Below are 21,072 nucleotides of genomic sequence, written 5' to 3'. Positions count from 1 at the left end.
CCCGGGGGTGGGGCGTCACGGGCGGCGCCGTTTGCGCGCGGGAGTCTCGGTCGCCAGCACGTGCTGCAGCGGTTCGGGATCGGCGAGACGGCCGATGGCGAGCATGGTCTCGACGCGGTCGATCCCCGGGATGGGCCAGACCTCTTCGACGAGCAGCCGCTGCAAGTCGGCATGGTCCCGCACGCGGAACCGCGCCATGAGGTCGTACCCGGCGGCCAGCACGATGACCTCGGTCATCGCGTCGATCGCCTTCAGCGCGCTCAGGACCGTGGCGGCGTCTGCGTCGCCTGTCAGGCGCAGCGGCATCACCACGAGCATCGGGTAGCCCAGTGCCGCCCAGTCGAGTTCGATCGTGTGTCGCCGGATGACGTGACCTCGCTCCATGCGGGCGATCCGCTCGGCGACGGCCGGGGCCGACATTCCCACCTCCGCCGCGATGCTGCGCATCGACGCCCGTGCGTCCTCGTGAAGGCGATGGAGGATGCGCCGGTCGATGTCGTCGATCTCGAGCACGTCGCGTTCGGGCTCGAGCAGAGAGCGCAGTCGCGCTGGGTCGGTCGTCATGCCCCTCCCCGGGCGGTGTCGGCGAAGCCGCTTCGTTCGAGCTCTCGGAAGACGTCGAGCGTGAACTGCACGTGATCGAGAAAATCCTCGACGTAGCCGTGCTCATCGTAGCCGTGCATGTTTCCGGCGGGTCGCAGGGTGCCGGTGGGGGAGATGATCGGCGCGCCGAGGTGCTCGAGGAACAGTGCCCCGGGTCCTGCCCCGGTCATCACGTCGTAGACGACCGCCTCCGCGCCGAACGCGCGTCCGGCGGCGCGCACGACGGCTTCGCCGAAGGCCGATTGCACGGGCGAGTAGGCGGGCGCGAGCGCGCGGATCACGGAGACCGCGACATCCGGATGCCGTTCCGCGAGGTGCGTCCGCACGGCGGCCACCACGCGCTCGGGCCGCATCCCCGGGACGAGCCCGAAGCGCACGCGAGCCGTCGCCGACGCCGGGATGCTCTGACGCACTCCGTCATCGAGGTCGAAGCCCGAGAGGCTCATCGAGGGTTCGAACACGAAACGCGTCGAGAGCTGCGAGTCTGTGCCGGGAAGGTACGGCGAGACTCCGTCGCGCGCGATCGACGGTCCGGGCAGTGTGATGTCCGCGGTGCGGCGACGTGCCCGCTCGTCGGGGACGAGGGCGTCGTCGCGCACGCCGGCGACGGCGATCCGGCCGTCTTCGGTGCGCATCGACGAGATGGCCGCCATCAGCTCGAGCGGTGCGGACCGCAGGATCGACGAGTACGAGGGATGCTGTGCCGAGGCGAGGATGTCGAGAGAGAGCTCGATCTCGAGCGAGCCGCGGCACCCGAAGCCGACGGCGGGGCGGCCGTCCTCCTCGCGCAGGTAGCTCTCCCACAGGCACGCATCTGCTCGGAGCTCTGCCGCGTGCGCGGCGAGTACCTCTCCGAGGCCCGGGCTGCCGATCTCTTCGCACGGGTCGGCGAGATAGATGACCCCGAAGGGTGTGCGTCCGTCGTGCTCGTCGATCCAGAGGCGCAGCGAGGCAAGACGCCCGGCGACGTCTGCTTTGTCGTCGCACGCGCCGCGCGCGTACATCGCGCCGTCTCGGATCTCGGCGGCGTAGGGCGGAGACGACCAGCGCGACGGGTCGCCCTCGGGCTGCACGTCGTAGTGGTTGTACAGCAGCAGCGATGCGTCACTGGCTCCGGCGCGGAAGCCGACGACGACGGGGCCGTAGTCGGGGATCTCGTAGCGCACGACGCGGTCCATCAGCGGAGCGAGTCGTTCCTCGATCCAGTCCGCCGCCGCCGCGATGGCATCCAGGCGACCGGCGACCGTGGGGAACCGGCACACCTCCTGCCAGCTCGCGACGATGGTGTCGGCGGCCTCGTCGATCCGCGGGTCGCGACCCATCGTCACTTGCCTCGGGGCAACGACACCGGAACGAGGTCGTAGGGGTAGTCCGAGATGAGCTCGTAGCCGTCCTCGGTCACGAGCACGATGTCCTCCAGGCGAACGCCGCCGAAGCCCTGCCGATAGCAGCCCGGCTCGATGGCGATGACGTCGCCGGCGACGAGGACCGCATCGTTCTGGTTGAGGCTCGGCGGCTCGTGGACCTCGAGCCCCACGCCGTGCCCGAGCGAATGGAAGTAGCCCTCGTCGAGCACCTCGCCGGGCTTCTTGGTCAGTTGGGTGGGCTGGCCCGCGGCTTCGATCGGCTCGCACGAGATGCGGTGGAGCTCGGCCACCGGCAGACCGGGGCGGATCGCGGCCAGCGTCGCGTCGAACGACTTCTTGACGATGTCGTAGTAGAACGCGAGCTCGTCGTCGATGTCGCCCTTGACGAACGTGCGGGTCATGTCGGAGTTGCCGCCCGAGGCGATGTCGCGCGGGCAGATGTCGACGGTCACGGGCTCGCCCTCGAAGATCTGTCCTGACCCCGCGTGGTGACCGATGCAGGTCTGCGCGCCGTGGGCGACGATCATGCCGGCGTCTTCGCACCCGTTGCGCAGGAAGACCGAGCGGATGCGGTCCTTGAGGTCCTCGCACGTGAGCGGCACACCGTCGAGCATGAGCCCGCCGTCTGCTGCGACCGTCGAGCGGTGCATCGCGTCGGCGACGAGCGAGACACCCGCTTCCGCGGCCACCTGCGCACGGCGGATGCCGGCGAGCTCGTGCGGAGTCTTCACGCGCCGACGCTGGACGAAGAGGTCGCGGTCGACACGCACGTCGATGCCGTTGGCGCGCAGGTGGTCGGCGACCTCGAGCGGGAAGGTGGGCGGCACGGCGGCGCCGGTCACGCCCAGACGGCGGCAGGCGGCGACCAGGGTGGAGAGCTCGGCGAGGTCGGGGTCTTGGCCGGCCGCACGGAACTCGTCGAAGCCGAGCTCATCGAGCGGGAAGACCGTCATGCCCGGGACGTCGCGCATGCGTGCCGCTTCGAGCGACTTGATCGCCACGTGCGGCGCTCCCGCGATCTCGATGTAGAGGAACGGGTCGTGCACGTCGTGGGGGATGACGTGGCGCATGTCGGCTGCCAGCGTGCTCGCGTAGATGAGGATGGCGTCGTCCACCACAGCGGCTCTCCTTGGATCGGGTGTCCCGCCGAGTGCGAGACCGAGATGTCCCGACTTTACATCAGAGCTGTTACCGAACAGATTCACCTTGCTATCGAAGGTACGCAATTCCTCTCGCCATACTTAGTAAGCCCCTTCCTGGGCTGTGTCGGAGCGGTCTCGGTGCCCCGGATGACGCACCGCGCAGGCATCGACACGCAGCCGACGCAGGATGACAACCCCGCCGCCGCGATTGTTGCCGACATGTAACGGTTTGGGCCTGGATGCGGTCACAGGGGCGGCTCGCGCTTATCGTCGGGGGTATATCCCGTGCTCCGGACACCGGTGTGTCTTCACCACCGTCCACCGTGAGTGCGTACCCGTCACCCAGGAGGAAACATGTCGAGACGACGTTGGGGAGTCGGCGCGATCGCGCTGGTGTCCGCCGTCACGCTCACGCTGGCCGGTTGCTCGGCCGGCGGCGACAGCAACACGGGCGGGGGCTCCAACGCCTCCGCGATCATCACCACGAACGGCACCGAGCCGCAGAACCCGCTGCTGACCTTCGGCACCACCGAGACCGGCGGTGGCCGCATCCTCACCTCGATGTACGCGGGTCTGGTCAGCTACAAGGCGGACGGCACGATCGAGAACGAGGTCGCTTCCTCGATCGAAAGCGACGACAACGTGGTGTGGACCATCACCGTCGCCGACGGCTGGAAGTTCAGCAACGGTGAGGAGATCACCGCGAAGACCTTCGTCGACACCTGGACCGCCGGCGCGCAGGACGAGAACGGCGCGTACTGGTTCTACACGATCGAGGGTGCGTCCGACGACGGCAGCACCGCCCCGACGGGCCTCGCGGTCGTCGATGACATGACCTTCACGGTCACGCTCAAGGCTCCCGACGCCGACTTCCCGCTGCGTCTCGGCTACACGGCTTACATGCCGCTGCCGTCCGTCGCTTTCGAAGACCTCGAGGCGTTCGGCGAGAACCCGGTCGGCAACGGCCCGTACATGCTCGACGGCGAGGGCGCCTGGCGCCACAACGAGGGCATCAACCTCGTTCCGAACCCCGACTACAAGGGTGTGCGCGAGGTCAAGAACGACGGTCTGAACATCGTCTTCTACACCTCTCTCGAGTCGGCTTACGCCGACGCGCAGGGCGGCAACCTCGACGTGCTCGACACCGTTCCCGACACCGCGTTCGCGACCTACGAGACGGACTTCCCGGAGCGTTCGGTCAACCAGCCCGCCGCGATCTTCCAGGGCTTCAACATCCCCTTCTACCTGCCGAACTTCGGCAACGACGAAGAGGGTCAGCTCCGTCGCGCCGCCATCTCGATGGCGATCAACCGGGAAGAGATCACCGACACGATCTTCCAGGGCACGCGCACGCCGGCCACCGACTTCACGTCGCCGGTCGTCGAGGGCTGGAGCGACGACCTGCCGGGCTCCGAGGTTCTCGAGTACAACCCCGAAGAGGCGAAGGCGAAGTGGGCCGAGGCCGAGGCGATCAGCCCGTACGCCGGACCGTTCACCATCACGTACAACTCCGATGGCGGCCACCAGGCTTGGGTGGATGCTGTCGCGAACAGCATCGCCAACACGCTCGGTATCGAGGCGGTTGGTTCACCGCAGCCGACGTTCGCCGCTGCGCTCGACCTGCGCACGTCCGGCACCCTCACCGGCGCCACCCGCGCCGGATGGCAGGCCGACTACCCGTCGCAGGGTAACTTCCTGTCGGCGCAGTACAGCACCGGCGCGAGCTCGAACTACGAGGGCTACACCAACCCCGAGTTCGACCAGCTGCTGACGCAGGCCGCATCGGCTCCGTCCATCGAGGACGCGGCCGGCCTGTACGAGCAGGCTCAGGAGATCCTGATGCGCGATCTGCCCAGCGTTCCGCTGTGGTACCAGAACGCCGTCGGTGTCTGGGGCGAGGGCGTCGACAACGTCGTCTTCGGCTGGGACTCGGTGCCGCTGTACAACCAGGTCACCAAGGGCTGAGTTCGGCTCCAGGCGATCATCGAGTACGGTGTCCGGGGCGCATTCGCGTCCCGGACACCGTGCTGACCGGGGCCTATTCGCCCTCACTACCCGAACCCATTTAGGAACTATTCGTCGATGCTCTGGTTCATCGGTCGACGGCTGCTGCAGCTGATCCCCGTCTTCTTCGGGGCGACCCTTCTCATCTACGCCCTCGTCTTCCTCTTGCCGGGAGACCCGATCGCCGCCCTGTACGGCGAGCGTCAACCGTCTCCCGCCGTCATCGAGGCGGTGAGGGCGCAGTACAACCTCGACAAGCCGTTCATCGTGCAGTACTTCCTGTACATCGGGGCGCTGCTGCAGGGCGACTGGGGCACGACGTTCTCGGGCCGTCCCGTCATCGACGTGATGGCTCAGGCGTTCCCGATCACGCTGCGACTGGCGGTCCTCGCCCTCGCGATCGAAGCGGTCTTCGGCATCGTCGTCGGTCTCATCGCGGGCCTGCGCAAGGGCAAGCTCTTCGACGCCACCGCCCTGGTCGTCAGCCTGCTCCTCATCTCTGTGCCGACCTTCGTCATCGGCTTCGTTTTGCAGTACGTCCTCGGCATCCAACTCGGGTGGTTCCGCACCACCGTCAGTGCGGGTGCGCCCTGGAACGAGCTCCTCCTGCCGGCGATCGTGCTCGCGACGGTCTCGTTCGCCTACATCGTCCGGCTCACCCGCTCATCGGTCGCCGAGAATCTCTCCGCCGACTTCGTCCGCACGGCGACGGCGAAAGGCCTCAGCCGCCCGCGCGTCGTCACGGTGCACGTGCTCCGCAACTCGCTCGTTCCGGTCGTGACCTACCTCGGCGTCGATCTCGGATCGCTCATGGTCGGGGCGATCGTCACCGAGAGCATCTTCAACATCAACGGCGTCGGCGGCACGATCTATCGCGCCATCACGATCGGGGAGGGGCCCACCGTCGTGTCCTTCGTCGCCATCATGGTCATCATCATCATGCTGGCGAACCTGCTCGTCGACCTCCTGTACGCCTGGCTCGACCCGAGGATCCGCTATGCCAAGTAATCTCCGCCGGAATCAGGAACACTTCGTCGCTCCCGAAGAGGAGACGCCGCTCCAGGCGATCGACGCGGTCTCGACCGACGACAAGCCGCGCACCGTCTGGAGCGACGCGTGGCAGTCGATGCGCCGCCGACCCATGTTCTGGGTCTCGGCCGTCCTCATCGTGCTGATCCTCTTCGTCGCGATGTTCCCCGGGCTCTTCTCGCCTGTGTCGCCGACCGCGAATTGTCAGCTGGCCGACAGCAACGCCGGGCCGCGCGCCGGACACATCTTCGGGTTCACCCGTCAGGGCTGCGATGTCTACGCCCGCGTGATCTACGGAACGCAGTCGTCGGTCATGGTCGGCTTCATCGCGACGCTGATGGTCACGATCTTCGGCTCCGTCGTCGGCGCCCTCGCCGGGTACTACGGCGGCATCCTCGACGCGATCCTCTCGCGCGTGGCCGACATCTTCTTCGCCATCCCCACGGTCCTCGGTGCCATCGTCTTCATGTCGGTCGTCCCCGACCGGACGCCGCTCGTCGTCGCCCTCGTCATCGCCGTGTTCGCGTGGCCTCAGATCGCCCGCATCATGCGCGGTGCGGTCCTGACGGCGAAGCAGGCGGACTACGTCGTGGCGTCCATCGCCCTCGGCGTCTCGCGGTGGCGCGTCCTGCTGCGTCACGTCCTGCCCAACGCGATCGCTCCGGTGATCGCCGTGGCCACCGTCTCGCTCGGCACGTTCATCGTCGCCGAGGCGACCCTGTCGTTCCTCGGCATCGGCCTGCCCGGCACGGTGATGAGCTGGGGCAACGACATCAACTCCGCGCGTCAGTCGCTCACCACGAGCCCGATGGTGCTGATCTACCCCGCTGCCGCGCTGTCGGTGACGGTCCTGTCCTTCCTCATGCTGGGCGACGTCGTGCGCGACGCCCTCGACCCGAAGGAGCGTGCCCGCCGATGAGCGACACCACGTCCTCGGATGCCACGCCGCTGCTGGACATCCGCAACCTCCACGTCGGGTTCCAGACGAAGGCCGGGCTCGTTCCCGCCGTCCGTGGCGTCGACCTGACGATCTATCCGCGCCAGTCGGTGGCGATCGTGGGCGAGTCTGGTTCCGGCAAGTCCACCACCGCGCAGGCGATCATCCGTCTGCTCCCCGGAACCGGACGCATCACCGACGGTCAGATCATGTTCGAGGGCCGCGATCTCGCGGCGCTGACGAACCGTGAGCTGCAGGCCGTGCGCGGAGCCCAGATCGGTTACGTCCCGCAGGACCCGATGTCGAACCTCAACCCCGTGCTGACCGTGGGCTTCCAGGTTCGCGAGGCCGTCCGGTCGAACCGCAGCGCAACGGGACGGGCAGCCGTCCGCGACCGCGCGGTCGAGGTGCTCACCGAAGCCGGTCTTCCGGATGCCGAGGATCGGATGCGGCAGTACCCGCACCAGTTCTCCGGCGGAATGCGCCAGCGTGCGCTCATCGGGATCGGCTTGTCGGCCCGCCCGAAGCTTCTCATCGCCGACGAGCCGACGTCGGCTCTCGACGTGACGGTCCAGCGCCAGATCCTCGATCACCTGGGCTCCCTCACGTCCGACTTCGGCACCTCGGTGCTGTTCATCACCCACGACCTCGGACTCGCCGCCGAGCGTGCCGAGCACCTCGTCGTGATGTACCGCGGCCGCGTGGTCGAGTCGGGGCCGTCGCAGGAGATCCTCGCCGACCCCAAGCACCCGTACACCAAGCGGCTCGTGTCGGCCGCGCCGAGCCTCGCCTCACGCCGCATCCAAGCCGTGCGTCACCACGAGGACGTCGACGTGTTCGGCGCCGGGGAGGAGTTCCTCGCCCGGGCAGAGGAGCGCGAAGCCGAGGCGGAGTCGGTCGCCGCTCGCAGCGACTTCATCGACATCCGCAACGCGCGACGCGTCTACAAGGTGCGGACCGGCGGGCTCTCCTCGAAGGAGATCGTCGCGGTCGATGACGTCAGCATCCAGGTGGCCAAGGGGACGACGACCGCGATCGTCGGCGAGTCGGGGTCGGGCAAGTCGACTCTGGCGAAGCTGTTCCTGCAGCTGGAGCGACTGACCTCGGGCGAGATCCACTTCGACGGCAAGAAGCTCGGTGGGCTCAACCGCGCCGAAGAGCTCGCCTTCCGCCGTCGTGTCCAGCCGGTCTTCCAAGACCCGTATGGAACTCTCGACCCGCAGTACAGTGTCGGCGACACGATCGCCGAGCCCATGCGCGTGCACAAGTTCGGCAGCCAGAAGGAACGGTCGGCACGCGTACGCGAACTGCTCGACCAGGTGTCGCTTCCGACGGCGGCGAAGGACCGGTATCCGAGCGAGCTCTCGGGCGGTCAGCGCCAGCGAGTCGCGATCGCTCGCGCCCTGGCGCTGAAGCCGGACGTGCTCGTGCTCGACGAGGCCGTGTCGGCGCTCGACGTGCTCGTGCAGGGACAGATCCTGAACCTGCTCACCGAGTTGCAGACCGAACTCGACCTGACGTACCTCTTCATCACGCACGATCTCGCGGTCGTGCGTCTCGTGGCCGACAACGTCTCGGTCATGCGCCGGGGCCGGCTCGTGGAGTCGGCGACCACCGACGAGGTGTTCGATCACTCGACGGAGGACTACACGCGCGAACTGCTCGCGGCCATCCCCGGTGCGGGATTCCAGTTCGGCGTCTGAGCAGCCCGGTATGAGCAAGACCTACCGTCCGGCGTCGGCGACCATCGCGGTCGTCGGCGCCGGTCTGCTCGGTGCCTTCCTCCTCGGGGACGCCTTCGTGCGGGGCGGCGTAGTGCAGGGGCTGCTGCTCGCGCCGTGGGTCCTTCTCGCGGTGTGGCTGATCTATACGCTGCTCTACGCTCCGTACGTGGCGACCGACGAGCGGGCGATCGTGATCGCGAACCCGCTCCGTGTGACACGGGTGCCGTGGCCGGCGGTGAGCGACATCCGGCTGCGCTGGCAGGTCACCGTAGACACCGTCGACGGGCGGTCCATCGCGGCCTTCGGCGGGCCGTCGCCGAGCAGACCGGCGCGCGTCGGACGCGGCGCCTGGTCGAGCGTGCGCGAAGAAGCAGCGAAGATGCCGACCGCGGTGAGAGAGATCGAAGAGATCCGCGCCGCGTGGGATGAGAACGCCTCGGAGGCACCCGCAGAGCCCATCACCCGCTCCTGGAACCGTGCCGTGCTGATCCCGCTCGCGGTGATCGTCGTGTGGGCGGCGATCGCGCTCGTTTTCGGCGGCTGATCACCGCTCGCGCGGCCGGAGTCGGGTCACCCTCCTGCGCGGATGCAGCGCGGGTGCACAAGTGCTCAGCCCCGCCGCTTCGCAATGAGCAAGGCGTACGCCGTCGGCGGCATGCGTAGGACACATTTTGCTAACGAACTCGTTTCGCGCAACACGTTGGAAACGAACGCACGCAAGGGTAGTTCTCATCTGAGCTCGGCGACCAGGTCACCGAGCGGGGAACGGAAAGGTCTTCCGTCGCCCGGATCATCAAGAGAACAGGAGTGGGAATGCGTTTTACGCGTATCTCCATGGCGGCCGCGAGCGCCGCAGCCCTGGCGCTCGTCGTCGCCGGCTGCGCGCCGGCGGACGGCGGCGACCAGGAGGCGAACTCGACGAGCCAGTCGATCGCCGTTTCGGTCGGTCCGAACGACTTCATCAGCTACAACGGCTTCACGCCGGAGACGTACTCGACGTACAACTCCGCGATCGTGGACCGGCTCCTCGCGGGCTTCAGCTACTTCGACGAGGTCGGGGCCATTCAGCCCAACGCCGACCTGGGCTCGTATGAGCTGATCTCCGAAGACCCGATGGTCGTCGAGTACACCATCGCCGATGACGCGAAGTGGTCGGATGGCACGCCCATCACGGTCGCCGACGCCGTTCTCGCGTGGGGCGTGCAGAACCCGAACCTCGCCGGCGCCGAGGGCCCCCTCTTCAACTCCGTTTCGCAGGACCTGGGCGACACCGTTCCCGCGGGCCCGCAGGGTGACGCCGACGCGAAGTCGTTCACCGTCGAGTTCGCCGCGCCCGACCCCGACTGGCAGATCCAGACCTGGCTGCTCAGCCCCGCGCACGTCGTCGCCGAGCAGGGCGGCCTGTCGACCGAGGAGCTCGTCGAGGCGATCCGCGGCGGCGACGCGGCTGCTCTCGCCGACGCGGCCGACTTCTGGAACACCGGATGGAACACCGCGCCCGGCACTCTGCCGGACGAGGCGCTCATCCCCAGCTCCGGTCCGTACGTGCTCTCGTCGTGGGAGGCCGGACAGTCGGTGACCCTCAAGCGCAATGAGAACTACTACGGCGAGCCCGCGGCCAATGACGAGCTCGTCATCCGCTTCGTCGAGCAGGACGCAATGGTCCAGGCGCTGCAGAACGGTGACCTCGACGTCATCGCCCCGCAGCCCTCGGTCGACACCGTCTCGCAGATCGAGGAGCTCGGCGACGCCGCTCAGCTGCTGACCGGCCAGACCCTGACGTGGGAGCACCTCGACTTCAACTTCAAGGGCAACGCGTCGCTCGCGAACAGCCTCGAGCTGCGCCAGGCGTTCGCGATGTGCGTTCCGCGCCAGCAGATCGTCGACAACCTCATCAAGCCCGTGAGCGCCGACGCCGAGGTCATGAACGCCCGCGAGGTGTTCCCGTTCCAGGAGAACTACGACGAGGTCGTCTCGGCTGCCTACGACGGCCGCTACGACGAGCCGAACCTCGAAGAGGCCAAGGCCCTCGTCGACGCCGCCGGTGCTGCCGGCACGGTCGTCCGTATCGGCTACTCGGCGCCCAACCCGCGTCGCGCTGACGAGGTCGCCCTCATCAAGTCGTCCTGCGACCAGGCCGGCTTCGACATCCAGGACGTCGGCAACGCCGACTTCTTCCAGCCCGGCGGAACCCAGGAGCGCGGCGACTACGACGTGGCACTGTTCGCCTGGGCCGGCTCCGGCCAGATCACCTCGGGCCAGAACATCTACGCCACCGACAAGCCGCAGAACTACGGCGGCTACTCGAGCCCGGTCGTCGACCAGGCGTGGCAGACGCTGGTGACGAGCCTCGACGAGTCGGTGCACCTCGAGCAGACGAAGATCATCGAGAAGCAGCTGTGGGACGACCTGTTCGGCATCCCGCTGTTCGCTCACCCCGGTGTCGACGCTGCGGCCGCCGACATCCAGAACGCTCAGCACTCCGTGGGCCAGACCGGCATCATGTGGAACGCCGAGAAGTGGTCGCGCGCAGAATAAACGTATTCTGTCTCTGACACGTCCAGAGTGTGGGCCGTCGCTGCGGTGACGGCCCACACTCCCGTGAGGGGCACATAGGTGCCCCGCGTACGACCAAGGGACCTCGACTTCCGTGCTGAAATTCATCATCCGCCGTCTGGCGGCCGCGGTGGGCATCATGCTCGCCGCATCCCTCCTGATGTACGTCCTCACGATCAACTCCGGCGACCCGCTCGCCGACCTCCGCGAGAGCAACGCGGACAACCGCGAGCAGTTGATCGCCCGGCGTATCGAATACATGAACCTCGATCAGCCCTGGTTCGCCCGGTATCTCACCTGGCTGCTCGGGGCGAGCAAATGCCTCATCGGGCAATGCGATCTCGGCCTCACCCGACAGGGCGTCGAAGTGTCGACACTCGTCGGGCAGGCGGCGGCCTCGACGCTGAGGCTCGTTCTCCTGGCCACCGTGCTGGCCCTCATCATCGGCATCGCGATCGGTATCGTGACGGCTATCCGGCAGTACTCGGGCCTCGACTACGCCGTGACCTTCGCCACCTTCCTCTTCTTCTCGCTGCCGGTGTTCTGGGCCGCGGTGCTCTTCAAGGAGTACCTCGCGATCGGGTACAACGACTGGATCCGCGATCCGCAGCTGTCACCCGTCCAGATCATCGTGATATCCGTCTTGATCGGCTTCGTGGTGCAGGTCTTCGGCGGTGGCTCGTTCAAGCGTCGCGCGGTCACCTTCGCCTTCACCACGGTCTTCATCGGCGTCGCGCTGTCGCTGATGCTCGCGACCAATGCGTTCCGTGAGCCGCGCCTGACCATCATCGGCGTGGCCGTCCTGACCGTCCTGCTCGCGCTGAGCGCGACGGTGGCGTCGGTCGGTCTGCACAACCGGCGGGTCCTGGTCGTGGGCCTGTCCAGCGCCGGGCTCGTGGTGGTGATGCATCTGGCACTGACGAACGTGTTCATCTACTACATGAACTGGGGCGTCCTCGCCGCCGGCGCACTTCTGGCCATCGTCGTGCCGTTCGTCATCGGACGCTTCTTCGGCGGGCGTTTCCGCGGCCCGGCGACCGTCGTCGCGTTCGTGACGATCTTCGGCGGAGCCCTGCTCACCGTCGTCGACTCGTTGTTCCGCGTCTGGCCGTCATTCCTGCAGCGCAAGCCGCGGCCCATCTCGACGATCGGCGCTCAGACGCCGAACTTCGACGGGACGTTCTGGCAGACGTTCCTCGACATCGGCACGCAGATGCTGCTGCCGACGCTGCTTCTGACGGTGATCTCGCTCGCCTCGTACAGCCGCTACACGCGGACGTCGATGCTCGAGGTCGGAAACCAGGACTTCATCCGCACGGCGCGGGCCAAGGGCGTGCCCGAGCGACTGGTGATCTTCCGCCACGCGTTCCGCAACGCTCTGATCCCGATCGCGACGATCGCCGCGTTCGACTTCGCGGGCCTCATCGGCGGCGCGGTCATCACCGAGCGCGTCTTCGGCTGGAAGGGCATGGGTGACCTCTTCTCCACCGGTCTCGCCCAGGTCGACCCGAACCCGGTCATGGCCTTCTTCCTCGTGACCGGCCTGGCCGCGATCGTCTTCAACATGCTGGCGGACATCTTCTATGCCGTCATCGACCCGAGGATCCGAGTATGACGAACCCGAACGACAACGTCCCGACCACGACGTCGGTGCTCTCGGTCGCCGAGGCGGAGGACGCAGCTCTCGCCAAGAGCACCGCGGCGCCTCGCTCGCAGGCCCGGATCGTGTGGGGGCGCTTCCTGCGCCACCGCGCGGCGACGATCTCCGCGGTCGTGCTGATCTTCCTGACCCTGCTGAGCTTCACCTCCGTCGGCTTCGCCGGCATCCCGGGGTGGTGGCCCTATGACTACCGCGCCGCGGGCGACGTCGTCAACGGCGGCCTCCCGACGTTGAGTCTCATCCCGGAATGGCTCGGGGGCGACGGCATCCACATCGGCGAGCACCCGTTCGGTCAGGAGAACACCGGTAAGGACTTCTTCGCCTTGACCATGATGGGCACGCAGCGCTCGATCCTGCTCGGGCTCGTTCTCGGCATCTCGTCGACGGTCATCGGCACCGTGATCGGGGCCGTCGCGGGGTACTACCGCGGCTGGGTCGACTCCGTGCTGATGCGCATCACCGACCTGTTCATCGTCATCCCGCTGCTCGCCCTCGCGGCCGTCGTCGGTCAGATCGCGGGCAACCTCGGCAAGAACCCGATCCTGCTCGCGTTCCTGCTCTCGTTGCTGACCTGGACCGGGCTCGCCCGTCTCGTGCGCGGTGAAGTGCTGTCGCTCCGCGAGCGCGACTTCGTCCTCGCAGCCCGCGCCTCGGGTGCCGGGGGAGCGCGCATCATCTTCCGTCACCTCATCCCGAACGTCATCGGGGTCATCGCCGTCAATGCCACGTTCGCGATCGCGGGAGCAATTCTTCTGGAGAGCTCGTTGTCGTTCCTCAACTTCGGCGTGCAGCCCCCGGAGACCTCTCTCGGTCTGTTGATCAGCCAGTACCAGGGCAGCTTCACGAGCCGTCCGTGGCTGTTCTGGTGGCCCGGAATGATGATCCTGGCGATCGCCCTGTCGATCAACTTCCTGGGTGACGGCATCCGTGACGCGTACGACCCGCGGCAGTCGCGCAGCGTGCGCCGCGAGATCAAGAGGAGGAACCGCGCATGAGCGTCACCGCCACGCGAACCGCACTGAAGTTCACCGACCTCTCGGTCACGTTCCTGACGGGCTCCGGAGACGTCGATGCTGTCAAAGGCATCTCGCTCGACGTAGCGCCGGGCGAAGTCGTCGCCGTCGTCGGCGAGTCGGGCTCGGGCAAGTCGGTCACCTCGCTCGCCGCGATGGGTCTCCTCGCCGAGAACGCGATCGTGCGCGGCTCGGTCACCGTCGGCGAGACCGAGGTGATCGGCATGCCGAACGAACAGATGCGCAAGCTCCGGGCGAGCGAGATCGCCATGGTGTTCCAAGAGCCCATGACGGCACTCAACCCGGTGCTGACGATCGAGCGTCAGCTGACCGAGATCTTCGAGCTGCACGACGTCGCCTACGGCGAAGACGCGCGCGATCGGTCCATCGAGCTGCTGCGGATCGTCGGCATCCCGGAGCCTGAGCGGCGGATCAAACAGTATCCGCATCAGTTCTCGGGCGGGCAGCGTCAGCGCATCGTCATCGCGATGGCGATCGCCCTGAACCCGAAGGTCATCATCGCCGACGAGCCGACGACTGCCCTCGACGTCACGGTGCAGGCCGAGATCCTCGACCTGCTGCGGCGACTCAAGGACGAAACCGACGCCGGCATCCTCCTCATCACGCACAACATGGGTGTCGTGGCCGACATCGCGGACCGCGTCGCGGTGATGTATCGGGGCGACCTCGTCGAGGTCGGCGCGGTCGAGGATGTCCTCACGCGGGCGCAGCATCCGTACACGAAGAAGCTTCTCGCGGCGGTCCCGCGCCTCGACCCCGAGCTGACCTCGAGGGCCGCGATGAGCGCGTCGCGCGACGTCGTGCTCGAGGCCAAGGGGCTCGTCCTCGAGTACGCCGGTCGGGGCAAGACCTTCCGTGCGGTCGAGGATGTGTCGTTCGACCTCGCCGCCGGCGAAGTCCTCGGGATCGTCGGCGAGTCGGGATCGGGCAAGTCGACGATCGCGCGCGCCGTGCTGGGCCTCATGCCCATCGCCGACGGCACTCTGCGCCTCGGCGGCCAGGACCTCGCCAAGCTCCGCGGGCGCAACGCGAAGAACGTGCGGCGCGAGATCGGGGTGGTGTTCCAGGACCCGGCGGCCTCGCTCGACCCGCGTTTCCCGATCGGCGACTGCATCATCGAGCCGATGGCGATTCATCGCGTCGGTACCAAGGCCGAGCGGCTCGACCGCGCGCGCGAGCTGCTCGACGCCGTCCGGCTGCCGCGCGATGTCCTCGAGCGTTACCCGCACGAGCTGTCGGGCGGTCAGCGGCAGCGCGTGTCGATCGCGAGAGCCCTCACGCTGCGCCCGAAGCTGTTCGTCGCCGACGAGCCGACCTCGGCTCTCGACGTCTCGGTGCAGGCCGCGGTGCTCGACATGCTGAAGGAGCTGCAGGAGACCTACTCGTTCGCCTGCATCCTCGTCAGCCATGACCTCGCGGTCGTCGACCAGCTCTCGGATCAGATCCTCGTGCTCAAGTCGGGCCGGACCGTCGAGCAGGGTCCGACCTCGCAGGTGCTGCTGCAGCCCCGCGAGTCGTACACGCGCGAGCTGCTCGCCGCATCTCCTGTGCCCGATCCGGTCGAACAGCGTCGGCGCAGAGAAGAGCGTCGCGCGGCTCTCGACGCCTCCTGAGGCCCGACCCCGGCCTCTCCGCAGGCGCCCCGCGAACTCGCAGGGCGCCTGCGTTAAACTGTCCCGTCGGCATCCCGGCGTTTTCCCTTCATCCTGAGGACCCCCTTCATGGCGCATGCCCTTCGTCCTGACCTCCGCAACGTCGCGATCGTCGCGCACGTCGACCACGGCAAGACGACGCTCGTCGATGCCATGCTCCGCCAGACCGGCTCGTTCGGAGAACACGCGCACGTCGAGGAACGTGCGATGGACTCCAACGATCTCGAGCGTGAGAAGGGCATCACGATCCTCGCCAAGAACACGGCGATCACCTACAACGGCGTGCACACCGACGTGCCGGTCACGATCAACGTGATCGACACCCCCGGCCACGCCGACTTCGGTGGCGAGGTCGAGCGCGGCCTGTCGATGGTCGACGGTGTGGTGCTGCTCGTCGACGCGTCGGAAGGTCCGCTCCCGCAGACCCGCTTCGTGCTGCGCAAGGCGCTCGAGGCCAAGCTCCCCGTCATCCTGCTGGTCAACAAGACCGACCGCCCCGACGCCCGCATCGCGGAGGTCGAGGAAGAAGCGCACGACCTGCTGCTCGGCCTCGCCGGCGACCTCGCGGACGACGTCCCCGATCTCGACGTCGACGCGCTGCTCGACGTCCCGGTCGTCTACGCCTCGGGTCGCGCGGGCGCCGCGTCGCGCAACCGTCCCGGCAACGGCGAACTGCCTGACAACGACGACCTCGAGCCGCTCTTCGAGGCCATCCTCGAGCACGTTCCGGCTCCGTCCTACGACGACGAGGCGCCGCTGCAGGCGTGGGTCACCAACCTCGACTCGAGCCCGTTCCTCGGCCGCCTCGCCCTGCTGCGCGTCTTCAACGGCACGCTGAAGAAGGGGCAGACCGTCGCATGGGTGCGCGCGGACGGCACGACGAGCAACGCCCGCGTCACCGAGCTGCTGAAGACCCGCGCCCTCGAGCGCTTCCCGGCCGACGACGCCGGCCCCGGTGACATCGTCGCCATCGCGGGCTTCCCCGACATCACGATCGGCGAGACCATCGCCGATCCCGAAGACGTGCGGCCGCTCAAGGCGATCACGGTCGACGACCCGGCGATCTCGATGACGATCGGCACCAACACCTCGCCCCTCATGGGCAAGGTCAAGGGCCACAAGCTCACGGCGCGCATGGTCAAGGACCGGCTCGACCGCGAACTGATCGGCAACGTCTCGCTGAAGGTCGTCGACATCGGACGTCCCGACGCGTGGGAGGTTCAGGGCCGCGGCGAGCTCGCTCTGGCGATCCTCGTCGAGAACATGCGCCGCGAGGGCTTCGAGCTCACCGTCGGCAAGCCCCAGGTCGTCACCAAGCGCGGCGAGGACGGCAAGCTCAAGGAGCCGTTCGAGCACCTGACCATCGATGCCCCCGAAGAGCACCTCGGTGCGATCACGCAGCTCATGGCGGCGCGCAAGGGGCGGATGGACGGCATGAGCAACCACGGCACCGGCTGGGTGCGCATGGAGTTCGTCGTCCCCTCCCGCGGTCTGATCGGCTTCCGCAGCGAGTTCCTCACGATCACGCGCGGCACCGGCATCGCCAACGCCATCTCGCACGGCTACGACGACTGGGCCGGCTCGATCACGACCCGTCAGAACGGCTCGATCGTCGCCGACCGCTCGGGCGTCGTGACGCCCTTCGCGATGATCGCCCTCCAGGAGCGCATGAGCTTCTTCGTGCAGCCCACCGAAGAGGTCTACGAGGGCATGGTCATCGGCGAGAACTCCCGCGCCGACGACATGGACGTCAACATCACCAAGGAGAAGAAGCTCACGAACATGCGTTCGTCGACCTCCGACTCCTTCGAGTCGATGACCCCGCCGCGCGTGCTCACCCTCGAGGAGTCGCTCGAGTTCGCCCGCGACGACGAATGCGTCGAGGTCACACCCGAGAAGGTGCGCATCCGCAAGGTCGTCCTCGCGGCGACCGACCGCGCCCGGGCCACCGCGCGCCTCAAGCGTCAGGATGCCAACGCCTGATCACGGCTCAGCCGCATCGCCCGCGACCCCGGAGCGCCGACCACGGCCTCCGGGGTCGCGGCGTCGGTGCCCGGGCGGCGCTCAGCCCCGCAGAATGCGCGACATCTGCTTGCCGCGCGCGACCTCGTCGACCAACTTGTCGAGGTAGCGGATCTTCCGCATCAGCGGGTCGTCGATCTCTTCGACCCGGATGCCGCAGATGACGCCGGTGATCTTCGTGGCCTCCGGGTTCAGGTGCGCCGCGGCGAAGAAATCCTCGAACGTCGTCCCGGCGGTCAAATGGGCCTCGAGCTCTGATTGCGAGAAGCCCGTGAGCCAGCGCGTCACCTCATCGACGTCGGCGCGCGTCCGGCCTTTCCGCTCCGCCTTGGCCACGTAGTGGACGTAGACCGACGCGACACTCATCGTGAACACGCGACTCATTCCGTCAGGGTATCCGGCGTCGGCGGGACGGGTCGATAGCATCGGAGCGATGGAGCAGGATGCCGCGACGCGGCGCGCGTGGCGCGATGGGATCGGGGTGGCGGTCGCGACGAGCGCTTACGGCGTGTCGTTCGGTGCGCTGGGCGTCGCCGCGGGGCTCGACGTCTGGCAGACCTGCGTGCTCAGTCTCCTGATGTTCACGGGCGGGTCGCAGTTCGCGTTCGTCGGCGTCATCGCCACCGGCGGCTGGGCCGCCCTGCCCGCAGCCATCGCCTCCGCTGCACTTCTCGGCGTCCGCAACGTGGCCTACGGTCTGCGCATGGCGCCGGTGGTCGGCGGCGGTATCGCGCGGCGGCTGAGCGCGTTCCCCTTCACGATCGACGAGTCGACGGCCGTCGCGCTCGCCCAATCAGGCCCTCGCGCGCGGCGCATCGGCTTCTGGGTGACCGGGGTGGGCATCTATGTCGGGTGGAACCTCTTCACGCTCCTCGGGGCTCTGCTCGGCGACATCCTCGGCGATCCGCGTGCCTACGGTCTCGACGCGGCCGCCGCCGCAGCCTTCCTCGCACTGCTGTGGCCACGGCTGCGCCGGATGGAGGCGATCGTGGTCGGGATCGCCGCGGGTGTCGTCGCAGGTGTCGCCACGCCCCTCACGATGCCCGGCATCCCCGTGCTCATCGCCGGTGCCGTCGCGATCATGGTCGCTGCGGTGCTGCCGGGCAGACGTTCACCGGACACGGATTCCGAGAAGACGAAGGCGGGGGAGGCGCGATGACCCCCTGGACCGGCATCCTCGTCGCGTCGATCATCTGCGTGGCGTTGAAAGCCCTGGGCTACCTGCTTCCGCCGCGATGGTTCGACGGCGAACGCGCGCAGCGCATCATCGATCAGCTGACGATCGCCCTCCTGTCGGCTCTCGTCGTCGTGCAGACCCTCGGTGCCGGCACCGCGATCGTCGTGGACGCGCGGGTACCCGCCGTCGTGGCCGCCGCGATGCTTCTCGCTCTGCGAGCGCCGTTCCTCGCGGTGGTGGCGGTGGCCGCCCTCGTGGCGGCGGCGCTTCGAGCGTGGGGGTGGGCCGCCTAGACTGGCTCGGTGACTCAGACCTGGTCCCGCATGGCGGGATGGCTCGTCGCCGCTGTCGCGGGGGCCGTCTACGGTGTCGCCGGGACCATCACCCAGGCGTACGTCTGGGGCGTGCTTCCCATCGGGCTGATCGTCGCGACCGCCGGCATCACCGCTCTGGTCGCCGGCCTGCGCCTGCTCACGAGCGATCGCTGGGCGGCATTGGCCTGCGGTCTCGGTGCCCTCGTCGCCACCGTCGTCTTCTCCGGCCGCGGACCGGGCGGATCGGTCGTGGTGCCGGCTCCGCCGGAAGGCCAGCTGAGCACGGGCCTGATCTGGACGTTCGCGCTGCCGATCATGATCGCCGTCGTCGTCGGGTGGCCTTCGTTCGCGGGCGCGCGCAGGGCCGCCGCCTCCGATCGCACGAACTAGACTCGTCGTGTGACTTATGTGATCGCCCTCCCGTGCGTGGACGTGAAGGACCGCGCCTGCATCGACGAGTGCCCCGTGGACTGCATCTACGAGGGCGAGCGCTCGCTCTACATCCACCCGGACGAGTGTGTCGACTGCGGCGCATGCGAACCGGTGTGTCCCGTCGAGGCGATCTACTACGAAGACGACCTGCCCGCCGAGTGGCAGGACTACTACACCGCGAACGTCGAGTTCTTCGATGATCTCGGATCTCCGGGTGGCGCCGCGAAGGTCGGCGTCATCGCGAAGGACCACCCCCTCGTGGCCGCATTGCCGCCGCAGGGGGAGGGGCATTGAGCGTCCGCGACCTCGCCGACTACCCCTGGGATGCCGTCGCGCCGTACGCCGAACAGGCCCGACGCCACCCCGACGGCATCGTCGACCTCTCGATCGGCTCGCCCGTCGACCCGACGCCCGAGATCGTGGCGCAGGCTCTGCGCGCAGCCACCGACGCCCATGCCTACCCGCAGACCGTCGGGACGCCGGCGCTGCGCGAGGCGATCGTGCAGTGGTACGAGCGCCGCCGCGGCGTTGCCGGACTGGCCCCGGCCAACGTGCTCCCCACCATCGGGTCGAAGGAGCTCGTGGCACTGCTGCCGCTGCTGCTCGGCCTCGGCGCGGGGGATGTCGTCGTGCACCCGCGCGCCGCGTATCCGACGTACGAGGTGGGAGCGCGCCTCGTTGGTGCCACGCCCGTCGCCGCCGACGACCCCGCCGACTTCCCGGAGGGCACCCGGCTGGTGTGGGTGAACTCGCCCGGCAACCCCGACGGGCGCGTGCTCGATGCCGCGGAGCTGCGCGGGATCGTGGCTCGCGCGCGCGAGCTCGGTGCCGTCGTGGTCTCGGACGAGTGCTACGCCGAGCTCGGTTGGGACGGCCCGTGGGCGCACGACACCGTGCCCAGCATCCTCGATCCGCGCGTCTGCGACGGCGACGTCGGGGGAGTTCTTTCGGTCTACTCGCTCAGCAAGCAGTCGAATCTCGCGGGCTACCGCGCGGCGTTCCTCGCCGGCGATGCGACGATCGTCGCGAGCCTCCTGACCGCACGGAAACACCTGGGCCTCATGCTGCCCCTGCCCGTTCAGCATGCGATGGTCGCAGCCCTTCACGACGATGAGCACGTCGCTCATCAGAAGGAGCTGTACCGGCGCCGGCGAGACGTGCTGCGTCCGGCGCTGGAACGAGCGGGGTTCCGCATCGATCACAGTGACGCCGGGCTCTACCTCTGGGCCACGCTCGGCGAGGACGCGTGGTCGACACTCGGGTGGCTCGCTGAGCGCGGCATCCTGGCCGGTCCCGGGCACTTCTACGGGACGCACTTTCCGCACCACGTGCGCTTCTCGCTCACCGCGTCGCAGGAGCGGATCGAATCCGCCGCTGCGCGCCTGGCGGTTTCGTAGGTTTTCTCCTACCGATCCGCTG

Annotated in this window: 19 protein-coding genes; 15 read left to right on the top strand and 4 right to left on the bottom strand. The window is 68.1% G+C overall.

Annotation, left to right across the window (positions count from 1 at the left end):
• Positions 1–15: 15 nt before the first annotated feature.
• Genes QUC20_RS08965 through QUC20_RS08955 form a run of 3 tightly spaced genes read right to left on the bottom strand, consistent with a single transcriptional unit; the run spans position 16 to position 3,088 of the window.
• Positions 16–564 carry an Lrp/AsnC family transcriptional regulator gene (locus tag QUC20_RS08965; RefSeq protein WP_120262485.1) on the bottom strand — a complete coding sequence of 183 codons (549 nt, stop codon included), beginning with the start codon at positions 562–564 and terminating at the stop codon, positions 16–18.
• Positions 561–1,925 carry a M20/M25/M40 family metallo-hydrolase gene (locus QUC20_RS08960; protein ID WP_120262486.1) on the bottom strand — a complete coding sequence of 455 codons (1,365 nt, stop codon included), beginning with the start codon at positions 1,923–1,925 and terminating at the stop codon, positions 561–563. Before QUC20_RS08960 ends, QUC20_RS08965 begins: the two co-directional genes overlap by 4 nt.
• A gap of 2 nt (positions 1,926–1,927) precedes the next feature.
• A complete protein-coding gene (locus QUC20_RS08955; RefSeq protein WP_147374347.1) occupies positions 1,928–3,088 on the bottom strand; it encodes a M24 family metallopeptidase in 1,161 nt (386 codons plus the stop codon).
• Between the two features lie 378 nt (positions 3,089–3,466).
• On the opposite strand from QUC20_RS08955, the gene QUC20_RS08950 reads away from it, so the two are divergent.
• From QUC20_RS08950 to typA, 10 genes are all read left to right on the top strand, one after another.
• Complete coding sequence (locus tag QUC20_RS08950; protein WP_120262489.1) at positions 3,467–5,077, top strand: peptide ABC transporter substrate-binding protein; 1,611 nt, start codon at positions 3,467–3,469, stop codon at positions 5,075–5,077.
• 117 nt (positions 5,078–5,194) lie between these two features.
• Complete coding sequence (locus tag QUC20_RS08945; RefSeq protein WP_120262490.1) at positions 5,195–6,124, top strand: ABC transporter permease; 930 nt, start codon at positions 5,195–5,197, stop codon at positions 6,122–6,124.
• Positions 6,114–7,064: an ABC transporter permease gene (locus QUC20_RS08940; protein WP_289329636.1), complete on the top strand. Its 951-nt coding sequence runs from the start codon at positions 6,114–6,116 to the stop codon at positions 7,062–7,064. Before QUC20_RS08945 ends, QUC20_RS08940 begins: the two co-directional genes overlap by 11 nt.
• Positions 7,061–8,785, top strand: coding sequence for a dipeptide ABC transporter ATP-binding protein (locus tag QUC20_RS08935; protein WP_120262492.1), 1,725 nt, complete (start codon positions 7,061–7,063; stop codon positions 8,783–8,785). The genes QUC20_RS08940 and QUC20_RS08935 overlap by 4 nt, the downstream gene beginning before the upstream one ends.
• Before the next feature lie 10 nt (positions 8,786–8,795).
• Positions 8,796–9,350 carry a PH domain-containing protein gene (locus QUC20_RS08930; RefSeq protein ID WP_289329635.1) on the top strand — a complete coding sequence of 185 codons (555 nt, stop codon included), beginning with the start codon at positions 8,796–8,798 and terminating at the stop codon, positions 9,348–9,350.
• 269 nt (positions 9,351–9,619) lie between these two features.
• Positions 9,620–11,344 (top strand): ABC transporter substrate-binding protein, encoded by a 1,725-nt coding sequence (locus QUC20_RS08925; protein WP_120262494.1) that lies wholly within the window; start codon positions 9,620–9,622, stop codon positions 11,342–11,344.
• Between the two features lie 112 nt (positions 11,345–11,456).
• Positions 11,457–12,977 (top strand): ABC transporter permease, encoded by a 1,521-nt coding sequence (locus QUC20_RS08920; RefSeq protein WP_120262495.1) that lies wholly within the window; start codon positions 11,457–11,459, stop codon positions 12,975–12,977.
• A complete protein-coding gene (locus QUC20_RS08915) occupies positions 12,974–14,017 on the top strand; it encodes an ABC transporter permease (RefSeq protein ID WP_120262496.1) in 1,044 nt (347 codons plus the stop codon). Before QUC20_RS08920 ends, QUC20_RS08915 begins: the two co-directional genes overlap by 4 nt.
• On the top strand, positions 14,014–15,669 hold the full coding sequence (locus tag QUC20_RS08910) for an ABC transporter ATP-binding protein (RefSeq protein ID WP_289329634.1): 1,656 nt from the start codon (positions 14,014–14,016) through the stop codon (positions 15,667–15,669). Before QUC20_RS08915 ends, QUC20_RS08910 begins: the two co-directional genes overlap by 4 nt.
• Positions 15,670–15,777: 108 nt before the next feature.
• Positions 15,778–17,691, top strand: coding sequence for a translational GTPase TypA (gene typA, locus QUC20_RS08905; RefSeq protein ID WP_120262498.1), 1,914 nt, complete (start codon positions 15,778–15,780; stop codon positions 17,689–17,691).
• Between the two features lie 81 nt (positions 17,692–17,772).
• Here typA and QUC20_RS08900 read toward each other — a convergent pair whose 3' ends face one another.
• On the bottom strand, positions 17,773–18,114 hold the full coding sequence (locus QUC20_RS08900) for a DUF2200 domain-containing protein (protein ID WP_289329633.1): 342 nt from the start codon (positions 18,112–18,114) through the stop codon (positions 17,773–17,775).
• 49 nt (positions 18,115–18,163) lie between these two features.
• On the opposite strand from QUC20_RS08900, the gene QUC20_RS08895 reads away from it, so the two are divergent.
• The 5 genes from QUC20_RS08895 to dapC are packed head-to-tail and all read left to right on the top strand — an operon-like array spanning position 18,164 to position 21,050.
• Positions 18,164–18,889, top strand: a complete 726-nt coding sequence (locus QUC20_RS08895) for an AzlC family ABC transporter permease (protein WP_289329632.1) — start codon at positions 18,164–18,166, stop codon at positions 18,887–18,889.
• Positions 18,886–19,200: an AzlD domain-containing protein gene (locus QUC20_RS08890; RefSeq protein ID WP_120262501.1), complete on the top strand. Its 315-nt coding sequence runs from the start codon at positions 18,886–18,888 to the stop codon at positions 19,198–19,200. The genes QUC20_RS08895 and QUC20_RS08890 overlap by 4 nt, the downstream gene beginning before the upstream one ends.
• Before the next feature lie 9 nt (positions 19,201–19,209).
• The gene (locus tag QUC20_RS08885) at positions 19,210–19,611 is read left to right on the top strand and encodes a histidinol dehydrogenase (protein ID WP_120262502.1); all 402 of its coding nucleotides are present in this window, start codon (positions 19,210–19,212) and stop codon (positions 19,609–19,611) included.
• 9 nt (positions 19,612–19,620) lie between these two features.
• Positions 19,621–19,947, top strand: coding sequence for a ferredoxin (gene fdxA, locus QUC20_RS08880; RefSeq protein ID WP_094261453.1), 327 nt, complete (start codon positions 19,621–19,623; stop codon positions 19,945–19,947).
• On the top strand, positions 19,944–21,050 hold the full coding sequence (gene dapC / locus QUC20_RS08875; protein ID WP_289329631.1) for a succinyldiaminopimelate transaminase: 1,107 nt from the start codon (positions 19,944–19,946) through the stop codon (positions 21,048–21,050). The genes fdxA and dapC overlap by 4 nt, the downstream gene beginning before the upstream one ends.
• Positions 21,051–21,072: the final 22 nt, after the last annotated feature.

This window comes from Microbacterium arborescens, from assembly GCF_030369635.1.
Classification (GTDB): Bacteria; Actinomycetota; Actinomycetes; order Actinomycetales; family Microbacteriaceae; genus Microbacterium.
This window is presented reverse-complemented; position numbering and strand designations above follow the sequence as displayed.